Origin of the sequence: Haloferax sp. DFSO60, assembly GCF_046557615.1 — an archaeon.
GTDB lineage: Archaea > Halobacteriota > Halobacteria > Halobacteriales > Haloferacaceae > Haloferax.
In genome coordinates, this window is record NZ_JBKIII010000002.1 from 641,966 (window position 1) to 657,899 (window position 15,934).

Here is a 15,934-nt window from a genome sequence, read left to right on the forward strand (position 1 = left end):
ACACCCACCGAATCGCCACTGGTATGCGAATTATCGTCCACGGCGGGGCCGGTGGCGTCCCCGACGAACCCGCCCCACGACAGGGAGTACTCGACGATGCAGCAGCACGTGGCGTTGAGCAGTCTGACCCCCTCTCTGCGGTCGAATCTGCGGTTCGACATCTCGAATCTGACCGCCGATTCAACGCCGGTGTCGGTGGCGCAGTCCAATCGGATGGCGTCGTCCGAACCGACGCGGGCGTGATGATCAGCGACCGAGCAGTCGGTGCGGCGAGCGGCATGGATGGCGTCGAACACGCTGTTTCGGTCGCTCGTGCAGTTCTCGAAGAGACACCACATATCCTCCTCGCCGGAGCGCCAGCAGTGGATTTCGCGGCCGACGTTGGCGTCGAAACCGACGTTGACCTCTTCACCGACGAGACGCGCGAGCGCTGGGAGAACGCCGATGCACCGACTGGCTCACCAACCGAGCATCTCGACTGGCTCGCCGACCGATTCGGTGGGAGTACGAGCGACCCGACGGCGAAGGCGAGCGACGGGACGTTGACTTCGGGCGACTTGCCGGGCTTTGATACGGTCGGCGCTGTCGCCACCGACGGCGAAACGTTCGCTTCGGCAACCTCCACGGGCGGGCGATGGTTCGCACTCGCAGGCCGCGTCGGCGACGTACCGCAGGTCGGTTCTGGATTCTACGCCTCCCCTGCTGGCGCGGCTTCCACGACCGGTGCAGGCGAAGACATCGCTCGCGTCACGCTCGCACGCCGAGCAGTTCGCCACCTCGAACGCGGATGTGACGCCCAGACTGCCGCCGACCTCGCAATCGAAGAGTTCGGCGAACTCACCGGCTCCGATGCGGGTATCATCCTCCTCGACGACGAAGGCTTCGGGTCGGCGTTCAACTCCGAAGGAATGCAGACGAGTACCGCAGAGCAATAGCGAGAACCAGCAGTTTTCGAAGCCAGCACCACTGTTTAGCCGCCCGCGTTCGTTGCCAAGCCTATGACAGACTGGACTGCCGAAAACGTCCCCGACCTCTCGGGCAAGACCGTCGTCGTCACTGGCGCGAACAGTGGTCTCGGGTTCGAGGCGACCAAACTGTTCACACAGAACGGTGCGCACGTCGTCATGGCCTGCCGCGACCTCGGTCGTGCAGAGAGCGCGGCAAGCGAGATTCGCTCGGACGTTTCGGCGGCGTCGCTCACCGTCTCGGAACTCGACCTTGCCGACCTCGATTCAGTACACTCGTTCGCCGAGGAGTTCAAAGAGAATCACAACGAACTCCACGTCCTCTGCAACAACGCGGGCGTGATGGCGATTCCCCGAAGCGAGACGGAACAGGGCTTCGAGATGCAACTCGGCGTCAACCACTTCGGCCACTTCGCGCTGACTGCCGACCTCTTCGCCCGCATCCGCGACACACCGGGCGAGACGCGCATCGTAAACACCTCCAGCGGCCTCCACGAGCGCGGGAAGATGGACTTCGAGGACCTCCAGAGTGAGCGCGACTACGACAAGTGGGAGGCCTACGCGCAGAGCAAACTGGCGAATCTCCTCTTCACCTACGAACTCGACCGCCGACTCGACGCGGCCGGAATCGACGACGTACACAGCATCGGCACACACCCCGGCTACGCCGCTACGAACCTCCAGTATCGCGGACCCGAGGCGTCTGGCTCTCGAATTCGGCTATTGATGAACAAACTCGCAAACACCGTTATCGCTCAGTCCGCCGAGATGGGGGCACTGCCCACACTCTACGCCGCGACCGAATCCACCGTCGAAAGTGGCGACTACATCGGCCCGCAGGGTGCCTTCGGTATGCGTGGTTACCCCGGCAAAGCCGAATCGAGCGAGCGTTCGAAAGACGAGACCGCTGCGGAGAAACTCTGGTCGGTCTCCGAAGACCTGACTGAGACTCAATTCCGTCTCGCCTGACTTTCTTTCCATCCTCTGTCTCTTTCTCCAAATTAGAGGAGAAATAAAGTAGTCCGAAGTGCTATCTGAGTCATGTCCTCTGCGTCAGATATTAACACACCAGCCTTTGCAGATGCGCTCGTCAGCACGTGCCGAGCGACACTGGGCGACTCCCTCCGGAGCGTGGTGTACTTCACGCCCGACGAGTTCGAGTTACTCTACGTCCGGCGCGACCTGTACGGTGGAGACACACAACAGACTCACGACGCGAAAGCCGCCTTGGTCGAAGCAGAGCGCGTCGCGTTCGGCCCGGACGAACACTACAACAAGGAGACGTACGAAGCCGAATCACGGCCCGACTTCGGTGACTACGAATTCACCCTTCGCGTGTTCTCCGAGGGCTTTATTGGCCGCGTCGTCAGTGGTGCCCAGGGCGTCCTCGTCACGACAGACGAACTCGAACTCTCGGAGTTCGAGGAGATGGAAGTCGCCATCCGGCAGATGTTGCGGGGCGTCGTCGGGTGAGAAGAAGCGCCGCACAGCCACCCAATGCTCTTTTGTAACCGTAGTCGATACGAGTGTGTATGAGCGAGTCTCAACCAGAGCAAATCACGGTCTACTCAGATTACGTCTGCCCGTTTTGCTACCTCGGCCGCGAGTCGCTGAAGCGCTATCAGGACTCGCGCGAGGAAACACTCGATATCGACTGGCATCCGTTCGACCTCCGAAGTCAGAAGCGCCGCCCCGACGGAAGCATCGACTTCTCAGTCGATGACGGCAAAGACGACGAATACTACGAGCAGGCGAAGCAAGGCGTCCGCCGCTTGCAAGAAAAATACGGCGTGGAGATGACACTCGACATCGCCACCGACATCGACTCACTGCCCGCTCAAATCGCCTCCTACTACGTCAAACAGCACTACGACAACGACACGTGGCTGGAATTCGACGTGTCCATCTTCGAGGCACTCTGGCAGGAGGGCAACGACATCGGTGACGAAGACCTGTTGGTCGAACTCGCCGAAGACGCCGGAATCGACGGCGACGAGATTCGGTCGGCGCTGTCGGACGACGCATTGCAGGCAGAAGTTCGCCAGCGATTCACAGAGGCACAACAACACGGCGTCACGGGTGTGCCGACGTTCGCCTACGACGGCTACGCTGCGCGGGGTGCAGTTCCACCAGAACAACTCGAACGGCTGGTCGAAGGCTTCTAACGCGATTCGTTCCGCCCCGAAACATCTTGGTTTTGGGCGTATCTTCGAAGACGGCCGCGTGCTAATTCTTGCCCTCTGCGAGCGTACTCTAAACTATGGCAAAGCGACATCACCGCTGCAATCTCTGTGGAAAAGACTTCGATACGGGCGACCAACTGAACCGTCACGTCGAGATGCGGCATCCGAAAGACGACGTTCGGTGGTGGGTCGTCGTCGAAGACCCCGCCCGCGACCTCAAGTTCGCTCGATAGCGGCTTTCGAGAGGTGTCCAGCGAACCACTCGGCGGCCACATCAGAGACCGCTTCCAACTGTCCCGGTCCCTCGAAGAGGTGGCCCGCTCTGGGCACGACCTCAATCGATTTCTCACACGTGAGGTACTCGAACGCGTCGCGGTTGAGTTCGAGGACGACCGAATCTGCACCGCCGACGATGAACAGCGTCGGTGCCATCACGTCACCGAGTCGTAACTCAGCGAGGTCGACTCGACCGCCGCGGGAGACGACAGCACCGATTTCGTCGCCGAGTTCGGCCGCCGCGAGGAGTGCGGCACCTGCGCCCGTACTCGACCCAAAGTAGCCGATTTCGAGGCTTTTCGTGTCTTCTCGGTGGCGTAACCACTCGGTCGCAGCGAGGAGTCGCGTGGTCAACAGTGGGATGTTGAACCGCGTCTCGTACGTCTCGTCTTCTTCTTCGGTCAGCAGGTCGAAGAGAAGCGTCCCGACGCCGTACTGCCGGATGACGCTCGCAACGTAGTTGTTGCGCGGACTCTTGCGACTGCTTCCACTCCCGTGTGCGAACACGACGAGTCCGGTGGCGTCTGCTGGTAAGGCCAACTCTCCTTCGAGTTTGACCCCATCTGCGGGTATCATGACCGGGGCCACAATCGTGTCAGTCATACCTGCAAATACTCCGTTGAGCGACTTAGTTTCGTGCGCTACAACCCTTCAGATGCCGTGAATCAGTATTTCAGCATTTGTGACACTCATAATTATCACAATTAATGTTAATAGATTTTCTAGAGAACACTTTCAGTGCTATGCCTAGTGTGAGCGAGCTGAAGACGATGTACGAAAACATGGTGACTGCTCGACATTATGAAGAGCGGTTGATGGAAGAGTACCTCGTCGGAAAACAGCCCGCATTCGACATCTCAGCAGGACCGATTCCGGGTGAACTTCATCTCGCCGCCGGGCACGAATCGTCGGGCGCGGGTGTGTGTATTCACCTGCGAGACGACGACACCGTCACTGCCCCGCATCGACCGCACCACATCGCTATTGCGAAAGGGGTAGACCTCAAGAAGATGACAGCCGAGATTTTCGGGCGTGAGACAGGGCTGTGCCGCGGGAAAGGCGGGCACATGCACCTGTTCGATACCGACGTGAACTTCGCCTGCTCGGGTATCATCGCTCAGGGCTGTCCCCCCGCCGTCGGCGCGGCGATGGCCGCGAAGAAACGAAACACGGACGCCGTCGCTGTCGCCTTCCTCGGCGACGGCGCAATCGACCAAGGTGGTTTCTTCGAATCGCTCAATCTCGCTGCCGTCCACAAACTCCCGGTCGTCTTCGTCATCGAAGACAACGACTGGGCCATCAGCATGCCCAAAGACCGCGTGACCGACGTCGAAGACGGGTCGAAGCGCGCACAGGGCTTCGACATGCCCGGCGAACGCATCGACAGCGACGACGCAGTCGCCGTCTACGAAGCCGCCGAACGGGCAATCGGCCGCGCCCGCGACGGCAACGGCCCGACACTCCTCGAAGTCCAAGTCCACCGCCGGATGGGTCACTTCATGGGCGACGCGGAAGCCTACCGCCCCGAAGACGACATCGAACGCGCGAAGAGGCTCGACTCTATCGAGCGCCTCGAAGACGACCTGCGCGCGCACGACGTCACCGACGACGAGATAGACGAGATTCGAGCGCGTGCACACGAGAAGGTCGAAGAAGCAATCGAGTGGGCGAAAGACCAGCCAGAACCAGCACCAGAGACGGCCTACGAAGACGTATTCACGAACCCACCGGCACCCGCCATAACCGACGGAGGTGAGCAATAATGTCCACTGAACCACAAGACGCGAGCAAAGCGAAAGAGACCGAGCGACAACTGACGATGAGCCGGGCGATGGTCGAAGCCATCGCCACGGAGATGCGCGACAACGACGAGGTGTTCCTCATGGGCGAGGACATCGCCGACTACGGCGGCATCTTCTCCAGTACGACCGGTCTTCTCGACGAGTTCGGCCGTGACCGCGTGATGGACGTTCCCATCAGCGAGACGGCCTTTATCGGTGCCGCTGTCGGCGCGGCGATGTCCGGCATGCGCCCGATTGCCGAACTGATGTTCGTGGACTTCTTCGGCGTCGCGATGGATCAGATCTACAACAACATGGCCAAGAACACCTACATGAGCGGCGGCTCCGTCTCCGTTCCGATGGTTCTCATGACGGCCGTTGGCGGCACCTACAACGACGCCGGTCAGCACTCCCAGACGCTCTATGGGACCTTTGCCCACCTGCCGGGCATGAAAGTCGTCGTCCCGAGCAACGCCTACGACGCGAAGGGCCTGATGCACACCGCCATCCGCGACGACGACCCGGTCGTCTTCATGTTCCACAAGCGTCTGATGGGCCTCGGCTGGATGCCCTCGCCCAGCGGCCCGAAGACCGGTGTCCCGATGGAAGCATACACGATTCCGTTCGGCCAAGCAGACGTGAAACGCGTCGGCAGCGACGTGACTGTCGTCTCGCTCGGCCTGCACGTCCACCGCGCACTGGAAGCCGCAGAAGACCTCGCAGAAGACGGCATCGAAGCCGAAGTCATCGACCTGCGGACGCTCGTCCCACTCGACACCGAGACCATCCTCGAATCGGTGAAGAAGACGGGCAAACTCCTCGTCGTGGACGAAGATTACCAGTCGTTCGGCGTGACCGGCGAAATCATCGCTCGCGTCGCCGAACACGCTCTCGACGACCTGAAAGAGGTTCGCAGACTGGCGATTCCGGACGTGCCGATTCCGTACGCCCGCTCGCTGGAAGACGAAATCAACCCCGGCACCGCGGACATCGCCGAAGCGATTCGGGAACTCCACGAATGAACCACGGCGTCGAGGTCACCTCGGCGTCGGTTTGGCCGGACGACGCCGCGGATGTAGACGAAGGCTACCTCGCCAACTGGTTCGTCAACGAAGGGTCATCGGTCTCCGAAGGCGAGACCGTCTGCGAGATTCAAGTCGAGAAAGTGAGCGTCGATGTGCCCGCGCCAGCGAGCGGAACTATCTCGGAAGTTCTGGTCGCCGAAGGCGGGGATTTCGACCGTGGTGACGTACTCGCTCGAATCGAACCGAGTGACTAGAGAGAGTTAGCAGGGGGATATCTCTCTGCCAGCGATTCGCTCGACACGTTCCTCGGTGACGAGGTAGGTCGCTCGTGAGTAACCGTCTGCTTCCACGAGCGGGTCTTCTTTTCCGTACGAGTAGGGGTGTTGCACTTCGACGGCGATTCCGTCGCTCGTCCGATTGACGACGTTCACCTCCTTGCTCCCCGTCGTTGAGAGCGTCCCCCAACTGGTGAGACACGACGCGTTCTGGAGCTGTGATTTGAGATACGACTCTTCTGCGGCGAGCGCCCGCTGTGCCGCCGTTCCGTTGGTGATTTCGGCGAATGGAACGGGTGTCTCGGTGGCCGTCGCAGTCGTCGCTGGGGTCTCCTCGGTCGTCTCCCTGACGGTCGTTCGAGTCGTCTCGTCACTCGCACTCGGTGCGCCACCGAGACAGCCTGCGAGCGAGACACAGAAAACGAGCGTACCGCCAGCGCGAGCGAGAATCCGTCGCCGTGATTCGAAGGAGGGCATCGTCTGGACTGTGAGGAGTCTCGATAAATGTCTTCTGTCAGTGAGTTCTCAGTCGTCGTCCACTTCACCAAACAACTCGGCCCGATGGGTCGCCGCGAGCGCCCGGTCCATCAAGACTTGGTGGGCTTCGACTTCTTGCTCGTCGCCCTCGGGTCGGAGTTGCTCGTATCTTCCTTCTGCGTCCATCACCCAGCGTTTGCGATTGTCCGAGAGGAGGGCGTCGAGAACAGCCTCTAATTCGATGCGGAGTTCGGGGTCTTCGACGGGGGTGATAGCCTCGACACGGCGGTCGAGATTTCGCACCATCCAGTCGGCAGAGCCGAGATAGTATTCGGGGTCACCATCGTTCTCGAAGTAGAAGATACGCGAGTGTTCGAGGAACCGCCCGACGACGCTGGAGACGGAGATATTCTCCGAGACCCCATCGAGGCCGGGGCGAAGTCGGCAGATACCCCGAACCACGAGGTTGATTTCGACGCCTGCCATCGACGCTCGGTAGAGTTCTCGAATCATCTCTGGGTCTTCCAGTGCGTTCAGTTTGGCGACGATGCGCGCTGGCTTGCCGTTGCGGGCGTTCTCAGCCTCGTGGTGGACGAGTCGCGTCATCTCCTCGCGGAGGTTGGTGGGCGCGACCAGCAGTTTTCGGTACGTATCGTGCCGCGAGTGGCCGGTGAAGTAGTTGAACAGGCGCACGAGGTCGTTGCCCACGTCGGGGTCGGCGGTGAAGAGTCCCAAATCCGTGTAGAGCTTCGCCGTCTGCGAGTGATAGTTGCCGGTGGCGACGTGCGAATAGAGTCGAACGCCATCAGACTCCTCGCGGACGACGAGTGCCGTCTTGGAGTGGGTCTTGAGGCCGAGCGTCCCGTAGGCGACGTGGATACCCTCTTCTTCGAGGCGGCGGACCCAGCGCAGGTTGTTCTCCTCGTCGAACCGGGCTTTGAGCTCGACCATGACGGCGACTTGGATGCCGTTTTTCGCGGCGTCGATGAGTGTCTCGATGACCTCCGAATCGGGGGCAGTGCGGTAGATTGCGGCCTTGATAGCGAGGACGTTCCGGTCGTTCGCGGCGGCTTCGAGGAACGTGCCGACGGTGCCCGTAAAGGAGTGGTACGGGTGGTGGACGAGGACGTCTTTTCGGGCGATTTCGGCGAAGAGTTCACCGGGTTTCTCCGCCGAAAGTCCAGCGAACCGTGGGTGAGGCTGGGGCCGCCAGCGGTCGAGTGTGAGGTCGGGTCGCGAGAGGTCGAGCAGTGGCATGAGGCCGGTGTAATCCAGCGGGCCGTCGCGCTCGAACAGTTCGTCGGGAGACAACGAGAGTTGTTCGACCAGGAGGTCGCGGACTCGCTTGGGAGTCGTCTCCTCGACTTCGACGCGAACCACGGTTGCGAACCGGCGCTGTCGAAGCACGTCCTCTATCATGTCGATGAGGCCCTCTGCGACCTCCTCGTTGCGCCTGACTTCGGCGTTTCTCGTCACTCGGAAGAGCGAGGTATCGACGATTTCGACGTTCGGAAAGAGCAAGTCGAGGTTGGCTTCGATGACGCGAGAGAGGGGAACGAACTGTTCGCCTTCAGAATCCCTCTCGACGTGGTCGGCGACGCGAACGAGTCGCGGTCGATTGCCGGGAACTTTCACCCGTGAGAACTTCAGCGAGTCGTCGTCGCGTTCGCGGGTGAGAACCGCCAGCGACAGCGAGAGATTCGAGATGAACGGGAACGGGTGCGTCGGGTCGAACGTCAGCGGCGTGAGTGTCGGGAGGACGGACGCTTCGAAGTAGTCGCGGAGCGCGGTCTGTGTCTCCGCGGTGAGGTCGTCGTATTCGACGAGGTGAATCCCTGCGTCTTCCAGCGCGGGGTGGACGAGTTCGTGATAGCACTCACTCTGCTGGTCGAGCAAGTCGCGGGTTCGGTCCAGAACGAGACGCCACTGGTCGTTCGGTGTTCGGCCATCGGGTGAGAGTTCGGTCACACCCGCGTCGATTTGCTGTTTGAGGCCGCCGACGCGTTTCATGAAGAACTCGTCGAGATTCGAGGTGAGAATCGAGAGGAACTTCACCCGTTCGAGTACCGGATTTCGGTCGTCGATAGCCTCGTGAAGCACGCGCTCGTGGAAGGCGAGTTCGCTCAGTTCGCGGTTGAGATACAGCGACGAATCCGAGAGGTCGATATCGGGAGTCGCAACTGCCTGCGTCGATTGCTCGACGCTGACGGGGTCTGTGACGCCGCCATCGAGTGAGAGCCGTGGGTGTTCGTCGGGTACCCCATCTTCCTCAGACATTTCGTACTCAGAAGTGGGTCACGGGTGGTCTTTACTGCGACGCTCGCTGGAACAGACGAGCGAAAAACGAGAATCGAGGAGGAAACGCTCAGACGAGGGCCGGTTGGCGGGGTTCGATAATCTTCGAGTCGGAGCGTTCCTCGTGGGTCACGTCCATGTCGATGGCGACGAGTTCGTCGGCACGAAGGTCGTAGGCGGTGAGCGCACCGCCGTAGACGGCACCCGTGTCGAGACCCATGGCGTACTCGTAGACTGCGGGGCGGGCCATGACAGAGTGGCCGAAGAAGACGCGCTGTGGGCCGTCGTAGTGTTCGAACCAGAACGGGCCGTCGTAGCTATCGCCGGGGTTCATCGCGCGGGTGTTTTCGAGGTCGTCGATATCGTGTTCAGCGAGTGGCTTTTCTGGGTGGACGCCACCGTGGACGACGAGGCCGCCTTCCCACGAGATGGCCACGGGAAGGTTCTCGATCCATTCGAGGTCGTCGTCGGTCAATGCGTCGATTTCCTTATTCCCGCGGATGAGTTTCTCTTCGTTGTTGCCGCGGATAGAGAGGAAGTTGTCGCGTTCGCGGACGTAGTCGATAACTCCCTTGCTGTCGGGACCTTTGCGCACGAGGTCACCAACGAAGACCACCAAGTCCTCCGGCGAGGGGTCGAGGCGTTCGACGAGTTGTTCGAGCGCCGAGAGACACCCGTGAACGTCGCCGACGACGTAGACATCGTCCCATTCGTTGAGGTTGACACGAAGGTGCTTGTCGGCAACGTCAGGGTGGAATGTGAGTGCGCTCATATCAGTCAGTCTTCCTGTAAGATACCGCTCTACTTTAGAAAACGTTGCTAGTAGATGTTGTATGTGCTATATAGTCACGCGACAGAGGTCGGAGAGGGTCGAGAGTGAGCCCTCGTATCCCGCAACCGCTTTCCCGCGGGGTGACTAACTCGCGGCCATGAGTATCGGACCCCTCGACGAGGAGACGGTCGAAAAGTATCGAAAAGCAGGGGAGGTCCTCCGCACGGTGATGGACGAATCTGCCGAGATGGTCGAACCCGGCGTGACACACCTCGAAGTCGCCGAGTACGCCGAAGCGCGAATCTGCGAACTCGCCGATGGCTGTGCCTTCCCGGCCAACATCAGCATCAACGAAGAGGCATCTCACGCGAGTCCGGGTCGCAACGACGACACCGAATTTGGCGAAGATATGGTCTGTCTGGACCTCGGCGTCCACGTCGATGGCTACATCGCCGACTCCGCCGTGACGGTGGACCTCTCGGGCAACGACGAACTCGTCGAATCCGCCGAAGAGGCGCTCGATGCCGCACTCGATATGGTTGAAGCGGGCGCACACACCGGGAAAATCGGCGCAGAAATCGAAGACGTGGTTCGCGGCTACGGCTACACGCCAGTTCTCAACCTCTCTGGTCACGGCGTCGAGCAGTGGGACGCCCACACCGACCCGAGCATTCCGAATCGCGGCGCAGACCGCGGCGTCGAACTCGAAGTCGGCGACGTCATCGCTATCGAGCCGTTCGCAACCGACGGGTCTGGAAAAGTCACTGAAGGTTCGAAGAACGAGATTTACAGCCTCGTTAACGACCGCTCGGTCCGCGACCGAATGTCCCGAAAGCTTCTCGACGAGATTCGAGAAGACTACAAACTGCTTCCCTTCTCAGCCCGTTGGTTCGAAGGCGGCCGCTCCGAGATGGCGATTCGCCGTCTCGTCCAACAGGGCGTCCTCCGTGGTTACCCCGTCTTGAAGGAAGAAGAAGGTGCGATGGTCGGCCAAGCAGAACACACCGTCATCGTCACCGAAGATGGCTACGTGAATCTGACCGAGTAGTTCAGCACTCGGATTCGTTTTTCTTCTCGTCTTCGCTTTTCAGAGCGCACCTGCTGGTCCGAGCGTCACCAACGCGGTTCCGATGACCACGAGAACCGCTCCGGCGATGACGCCGCGGGTGACTCGTTCGAGGTCTTGCAGGAGGAAGTACACGAAGACGGTCGTGAACAGCGGCGCAGTCGAGGCCAGCGATTCGACGATTGCCACTTGCCCTGCTGGAAGCGCGAGTGCACTGAAGAGTGAGACTAAGGCGATGGCGGTGAGCGCACCGCTGACGGCGAAGTACCCATACGACCGACGGTCGGCCGAGCGAAAGCCCTTGGTCCCCCGGACGGCGGCGTAGCCGAGAAAGACGAGGAGTGCGCCTGCTTCGTTGAGGGCGACGGCCTGAAGCACGTCTGCGCCGCCCATCTCCAGTCCGAACCGTCGGAGAACGTTCCCGAAGGCGAAGAGTGCGCCCGAACCCAGTGGGTAGATGAGGTCACGAGATTCCCACCCGGAGAGGTCTCCGCCCTTTGCGAGACTGAGGACGACGAGTCCGGTGACGAGGACGACAATGCCGACGCCCGTCTCGAGCGAGATTGGTTCACCGAGCAGACCGAAGGCGAACGCCGTCGCAAACAACGGTCGGGCGCTCACAACTGCGCTGTTGATGCTCGCGCCGACTCGGTCGACGCCGATAAAGATAGCTAACCGACCGAGTGCCGTCCCCGTCGCGCCCGCGAAGAGGAATAGCCCCGCGAGGGAAACGTCGATTCCTGCGAGGAGAGACCCACCTCGAAGCACGAGCAACGAGGTGACCAGCGTGAGGTCGACGACGACCACGACGAGCGACGCCTGTAAGGCAGTGCCGTCGTATGACATCCCCCGCTTATCCAAGACGGGAGTAAAGCCCCAAATGACGGCGGGGACGAGCGCAAAGAGATACACCAACATCCCATCATTGAGGACCATGTCTTGGCTCTGGGCCCCCGATGCATGAAGATGGCTTTCTATCGACCGAAACGCCTTGCACCTCTCGGGTCTTCGAACACGCATGGACCAACTGTTCGCCCCGTGGCGTATCGAGTGGGTGACCCGCGACCGCGACGACGAGGACTACTCGTGTCCATTCTGTGCCCTCCCAGAACAGGACGACGACAAAGCGAGCAAAATCGTCGCGCGCTCGGAACACTCCTTTGTCATCTTCAACAACGCCCCGTACGCGCCCGGGCACGTGATGGTCATTCCCTATACACACACCGGGGATTTCACCGACCTCACGGACGAAGAACTCCTCGACCACGCCCGACTCAAGTCACTGACTATCGATGCACTGGATGCGGCGTTCGACCCTGCCGGATTCAACGCGGGCGAGAACCTCGGCGGGTCGGCAGCAGGTGGCTCTATCGACGACCACCTCCACACCCACGTCGTCCCGCGGTGGAACGGTGATACGAACTTCATGCCGGTCCTCTCGGATACGAAGGTCATCGTCCAGGCACTCGAAGAGTCGTACGACCAACTCCACGAGGCGTTTGCAGGGCTTGAGGGCGCAGGTTTCGACGACGACCAGACTGCCGTTCGATTTAGTTTTGATTGAGTCTAAAACTCTTGTAAACCGCGTCTAAACGGTCGCTCTCGCCCGAAGCGCATTTCAATCCCTCCCCCGAATGACGAGTAATGGAACGAAAGCAGGCGATTCGTCGGGTTGGATTTGTCGTCCTCGCAGCGAACCTCCTGCTCGCCGTTGGGAAGGGTGCGGTGTGGTGGTCGACGGGCAGTCTCGCGGTGGGGTCCGAGGCGGTCAACAGTGTCTCTGACTCGATTTACAGCATCATCATTCTCGCAGGACTCTATCTCACCACGAAACCACCGGACTTCGAACACCCACACGGGCACGAGCGAATCGAACCGTTCGTCTCGCTGTTCGTGGCTGTCGGCGTCTTCGCGGCCGGTGGTGCAATCCTCTGGCAGAGTACGGTGCGGATTCTCGAAGGCAGTTATGGGAGTCCCGCAGGCGTCTACGGCGTCCTCGTCCTCGTCGCCGCCGCCGTCATCAAGTTTGGTCTCTACCGGTACTGTGAACGAGTCGGTCGGACTCGAAATTCACCCGCGCTCGTCGCCGCGGGACTCGACAACCGCAACGACATCCTGACTGCTGGGGCCGCTCTCGTCGGCGTCATCGGCGCGCAAGTCGGCTATCCAATCCTCGACCCGCTCGCGGCGATGGTCGTCTCTATCGGCATCGTCTACACGGGCTACGAAATCGTCCGCGACAACGTGAACTACCTCGTCGGTGCGGCCCCGCCGGAGTACCTTCGGGCGCTCATCATCCAGACGGCGCTGTCGCACCCCGACGTGAAAGGCGCACACGACGTAGTCGCCCACTACGTCGGACCAGAGGTGGACGTGAGCCTCCACATCGAAGTCGAAGGTGACATGACGGTGACCGAAGCCCACGATATCGAGACGTGGGTCGTCCAAGCGATTCGAAATATCGACGAGGTGGACGACGTGTTCGTCCACGTGGACCCCAAAGAACTCGGTGAGTGGAAAGACGACACCGAATCGGGGCGATTCACGACGTTCACGCCGGATGGCGGGGACGGAAAATCCTAGCGTAGCGTTTCGAGCGTGAGTCGAACTTCTCCCAAGAAGGGAATCGAGACCTGTCCTTTTACTTCGATTACCACTTCTATTCCTCTAAGCCGTGCGAAAGTTTAAGCACGATTCGGCCACAGTCCGTCTATGGATTCGAGCGATGTCGCCGACTTTTACGACACGTGGGCCTCGGTGTACGACGCGGAATCGTCGCCGACAGCAGACGTGTCGTACTACCTCCAGCGCGCCCGCGAGGTCGATGGTCGCGTCCTCGAAATCGGGTGTGGAACGGGGCGAATCTATCTCGAACTCCTCCGTGCGGGCGTCGATGCCGCAGGTATCGACCTCTCGACTGGAATGCTCGAACAACTCCGAACGAACGCGGCGAGCGAAGGACTCGACCCGCAAGTGTGGCACGCCGACATGCGGAACTTCGTCGTGGACGACCCCTACGAATTGGTCATCGTTCCGTTTCGGGCGTTCCTCCACAATTTGACTATCGACGACCAGTTGGCGGCACTCGAGTCGTTGTTCGCGGCGACTGCGGACGACGGTGAGTTAGTACTCAACTTCTACGCGCCGGACTGCGAGTTCGTCGTGGAGAATTACGGTAGCGAAGAGACCGAGCAGGTCGAAATCCAGGGCGAGCAGTATCGAGTCATGCACCGCGCCGACTTCGAAGACGAGATAGAAAGCATCGTCCGCGGCGAGAAGGCACTGTTCGATGCGAGCGACGAACTCGTCGTCTCCGAGAGCTATCGAATCAAGTCGATTACGAAACGCGAGTTCGAACTGCTGTTGCGACTCGTCGGGGCGTCGTCGTGGAGATTGACGAACTTCGACGGTGAGGTTCCGAAATCGACGCAGGACGAACTCGTGTGGTCGATTCGACCCTGAAAAGAGGGAGTAGTCAGAGACGCTAACTGCCGAGTTAGGCGGCCTGTTTCTTCTTCGTCTCGACCGGTTCGGCGAACGCGTAGACGGTCTGGTGGGCGGTGACTTCGACAGTCGTGAAGTCGCCGGGTTCGAGACCGTATTCGGAGGCGTTCTGGACGATGATTTGGCGGTAGGCTTCGTCGCGGCACTTCACCGAGTCGCCGTGGCCCTCTTCGACCACGAGAACCTCGTGTTCGGTGCCAATCATCTCCTCGTAGGCGGCGGCGACGATGTCCATCTTCGCCTCGGACATCTCCTTCGAGCGTTCCTTCTTGAGAGTCCCACCGAGACCCTTCAGGTCGGCGGCGTCGGTGCCGGGTCGCTTGGAGAAGCGCGTGACGTTGATCTTCTCGGGGCGAACCTCGTTCAAGAGGTCCATCGAGAGTTGGTGGTCTTCGTCGGTTTCGGTCGGATAGCCGACGATAAAGTCCGTCGAGAGCGTCCAGTACTCCAACTCTCGGTCGAATATGTCCACGATTTGCTTGAACTTGTCCACGCGGTGCTGGCGGCGCATGTGTTCGAGTACCTCGTCCGACCCGGACTGGACCGGGGCGTGGATGAAGTTGTAGAGTTTGTCGTGCTTGGCGAACACCGCGGCGAGTTCGTCGCGGATACCGTGGACGCCGCCGGGGTTGGCCATGCCGACACGAACGCGGAAGTCGCCCTCGATTTCGGTACAGATTCTATCGAGGAGTTCGGGAAGCTTTCGCTCGCCTTTGTCCCACCCGTAGACACCGGTGTCTTGTCCCGTAATTCGGAGTTCCTTCGCTCCGGCGTGGACGAGTGCGCGAGCCTTTTCGACGTTCTCATCGACAGACGGCGAATCGACACGACCAGTCGCGAACTTGGTGATGCAGTACGAACAGTTCGACATACACCCGCGGGCGATAGGGAGGATGCCGACAACACCATCGAGAACGGGCGCGACGCCGGGTCCGGGTGTCGGGCACTCACCGTTGGTGACGGCGGTGGGTACGTCGTCCCAGTGGAGAATCTGGGCGTCGATGCCCTCTTCTTGGAAGTCGTTGCCCTGCGCGAGGGCCATACACCCCGTGATGATGAGGTCCGCGGTCTCCTGTTCGAGTTCTTTGGCCCGTCGGAGCATGTTGCGCTCCGTCTTCTCCACGACCGTACAGGTGTTCATGATGGCAACGTCGGCTTCCTCGGGACCGTCGACGCGGTAGTGCCCAGCATCGCGGAGCGCGCTCTCGATGGCTCGGCTCTCGCCGCGGTTCGAGGTACAGCCGTACGTTTCGATGTGGTATCGGGCCATTCGGTTATCCCACGTACCAGTTGGGCGGCCAAAAGGGCCGCGGTA

At 60.6% G+C, this 15,934-nt stretch carries 18 protein-coding genes; 12 read left to right on the forward strand and 6 right to left on the reverse strand.

Annotation, left to right across the window (positions count from 1 at the left end; translation table 11 throughout):
* Positions 1-23 precede the first annotated feature (23 nt).
* The 5 genes from ACK509_RS12815 (at position 24) to ACK509_RS12835 (ending at position 3,381) form a co-directional block, all read left to right on the forward strand.
* Positions 24-935 (forward strand): isoaspartyl peptidase/L-asparaginase, encoded by a 912-nt coding sequence (locus ACK509_RS12815; protein ID WP_410766931.1) that lies wholly within the window; start codon positions 24-26, stop codon positions 933-935.
* A 63-nt stretch (positions 936-998) separates the two neighbouring features.
* Entirely contained in the window at positions 999-1,934 is a 936-nt protein-coding gene (locus ACK509_RS12820; protein ID WP_410766932.1) for an oxidoreductase, read from the forward strand.
* A 72-nt stretch (positions 1,935-2,006) separates the two neighbouring features.
* A complete protein-coding gene (locus tag ACK509_RS12825) occupies positions 2,007-2,438 on the forward strand; it encodes a hypothetical protein (RefSeq protein WP_410766933.1) in 432 nt (143 codons plus the stop codon).
* Positions 2,439-2,497: 59 nt separating this feature from the next.
* Positions 2,498-3,130, forward strand: a complete 633-nt coding sequence (locus ACK509_RS12830) for a DsbA family protein (protein WP_410766934.1) — start codon at positions 2,498-2,500, stop codon at positions 3,128-3,130.
* Positions 3,131-3,225: 95 nt separating this feature from the next.
* Complete coding sequence (locus ACK509_RS12835) at positions 3,226-3,381, forward strand: hypothetical protein (RefSeq protein WP_410766935.1); 156 nt, start codon at positions 3,226-3,228, stop codon at positions 3,379-3,381.
* Here the strand turns inward: ACK509_RS12835 and ACK509_RS12840 are convergent.
* Positions 3,365-4,027, reverse strand: coding sequence for a dienelactone hydrolase family protein (locus ACK509_RS12840; protein ID WP_410766936.1), 663 nt, complete (start codon positions 4,025-4,027; stop codon positions 3,365-3,367). The two genes, ACK509_RS12835 and ACK509_RS12840, sit on opposite strands and share 17 nt — an antisense overlap.
* A 167-nt stretch (positions 4,028-4,194) precedes the next feature.
* Between ACK509_RS12840 and ACK509_RS12845 the strand changes: the two genes are divergently transcribed.
* Genes ACK509_RS12845 through ACK509_RS12855 form a run of 3 tightly spaced genes read left to right on the forward strand, consistent with a single transcriptional unit; the run spans position 4,195 to position 6,484 of the window.
* Positions 4,195-5,187, forward strand: a complete 993-nt coding sequence (locus tag ACK509_RS12845) for a thiamine pyrophosphate-dependent dehydrogenase E1 component subunit alpha (RefSeq protein ID WP_410767260.1) — start codon at positions 4,195-4,197, stop codon at positions 5,185-5,187.
* Complete coding sequence (locus ACK509_RS12850; protein WP_410766937.1) at positions 5,187-6,227, forward strand: alpha-ketoacid dehydrogenase subunit beta; 1,041 nt, start codon at positions 5,187-5,189, stop codon at positions 6,225-6,227. Before ACK509_RS12845 ends, ACK509_RS12850 begins: the two co-directional genes overlap by 1 nt.
* On the forward strand, positions 6,224-6,484 hold the full coding sequence (locus ACK509_RS12855) for a lipoyl domain-containing protein (protein WP_410766938.1): 261 nt from the start codon (positions 6,224-6,226) through the stop codon (positions 6,482-6,484). The genes ACK509_RS12850 and ACK509_RS12855 overlap by 4 nt, the downstream gene beginning before the upstream one ends.
* 6 nt (positions 6,485-6,490) lie before the next feature.
* Here ACK509_RS12855 and ACK509_RS12860 read toward each other — a convergent pair whose 3' ends face one another.
* From ACK509_RS12860 to ACK509_RS12870, 3 genes are all read right to left on the reverse strand, one after another.
* On the reverse strand, positions 6,491-6,982 hold the full coding sequence (locus ACK509_RS12860) for a hypothetical protein (RefSeq protein WP_410766939.1): 492 nt from the start codon (positions 6,980-6,982) through the stop codon (positions 6,491-6,493).
* Positions 6,983-7,030: 48 nt separating this feature from the next.
* A complete protein-coding gene (gene ppk1 / locus ACK509_RS12865; RefSeq protein ID WP_410766940.1) occupies positions 7,031-9,259 on the reverse strand; it encodes a polyphosphate kinase 1 in 2,229 nt (742 codons plus the stop codon).
* A gap of 88 nt (positions 9,260-9,347) precedes the next feature.
* Entirely contained in the window at positions 9,348-10,049 is a 702-nt protein-coding gene (locus ACK509_RS12870) for a metallophosphoesterase family protein (RefSeq protein WP_410766941.1), read from the reverse strand.
* A gap of 157 nt (positions 10,050-10,206) precedes the next feature.
* On the opposite strand from ACK509_RS12870, the gene map reads away from it, so the two are divergent.
* Positions 10,207-11,097, forward strand: coding sequence for a type II methionyl aminopeptidase (map, locus tag ACK509_RS12875; RefSeq protein ID WP_410766942.1), 891 nt, complete (start codon positions 10,207-10,209; stop codon positions 11,095-11,097).
* A gap of 39 nt (positions 11,098-11,136) precedes the next feature.
* Here the strand turns inward: map and ACK509_RS12880 are convergent, their stop codons facing one another.
* Entirely contained in the window at positions 11,137-12,051 is a 915-nt protein-coding gene (locus ACK509_RS12880) for an EamA family transporter (protein ID WP_410766943.1), read from the reverse strand.
* Between the two features lie 82 nt (positions 12,052-12,133).
* Here ACK509_RS12880 and ACK509_RS12885 point away from each other — a divergent pair, with 82 nt between their 5' ends.
* The 3 genes from ACK509_RS12885 (at position 12,134) to ACK509_RS12895 (ending at position 14,577) form a co-directional block, all read left to right on the forward strand.
* Positions 12,134-12,679: an HIT family protein gene (locus ACK509_RS12885; protein WP_410766944.1), complete on the forward strand. Its 546-nt coding sequence runs from the start codon at positions 12,134-12,136 to the stop codon at positions 12,677-12,679.
* 80 nt (positions 12,680-12,759) lie between these two features.
* A complete protein-coding gene (locus ACK509_RS12890; RefSeq protein WP_410766945.1) occupies positions 12,760-13,698 on the forward strand; it encodes a cation diffusion facilitator family transporter in 939 nt (312 codons plus the stop codon).
* Between the two features lie 129 nt (positions 13,699-13,827).
* Complete coding sequence (locus tag ACK509_RS12895) at positions 13,828-14,577, forward strand: class I SAM-dependent methyltransferase (protein WP_410766946.1); 750 nt, start codon at positions 13,828-13,830, stop codon at positions 14,575-14,577.
* 34 nt (positions 14,578-14,611) lie between these two features.
* On the opposite strand, the gene ACK509_RS12900 is transcribed toward ACK509_RS12895, so the two are convergent.
* The gene (locus ACK509_RS12900; RefSeq protein WP_410766947.1) at positions 14,612-15,889 is read right to left on the reverse strand and encodes a tRNA (N(6)-L-threonylcarbamoyladenosine(37)-C(2))-methylthiotransferase; all 1,278 of its coding nucleotides are present in this window, start codon (positions 15,887-15,889) and stop codon (positions 14,612-14,614) included.
* Between the last annotated feature and the right edge of the window lie 45 nt (positions 15,890-15,934).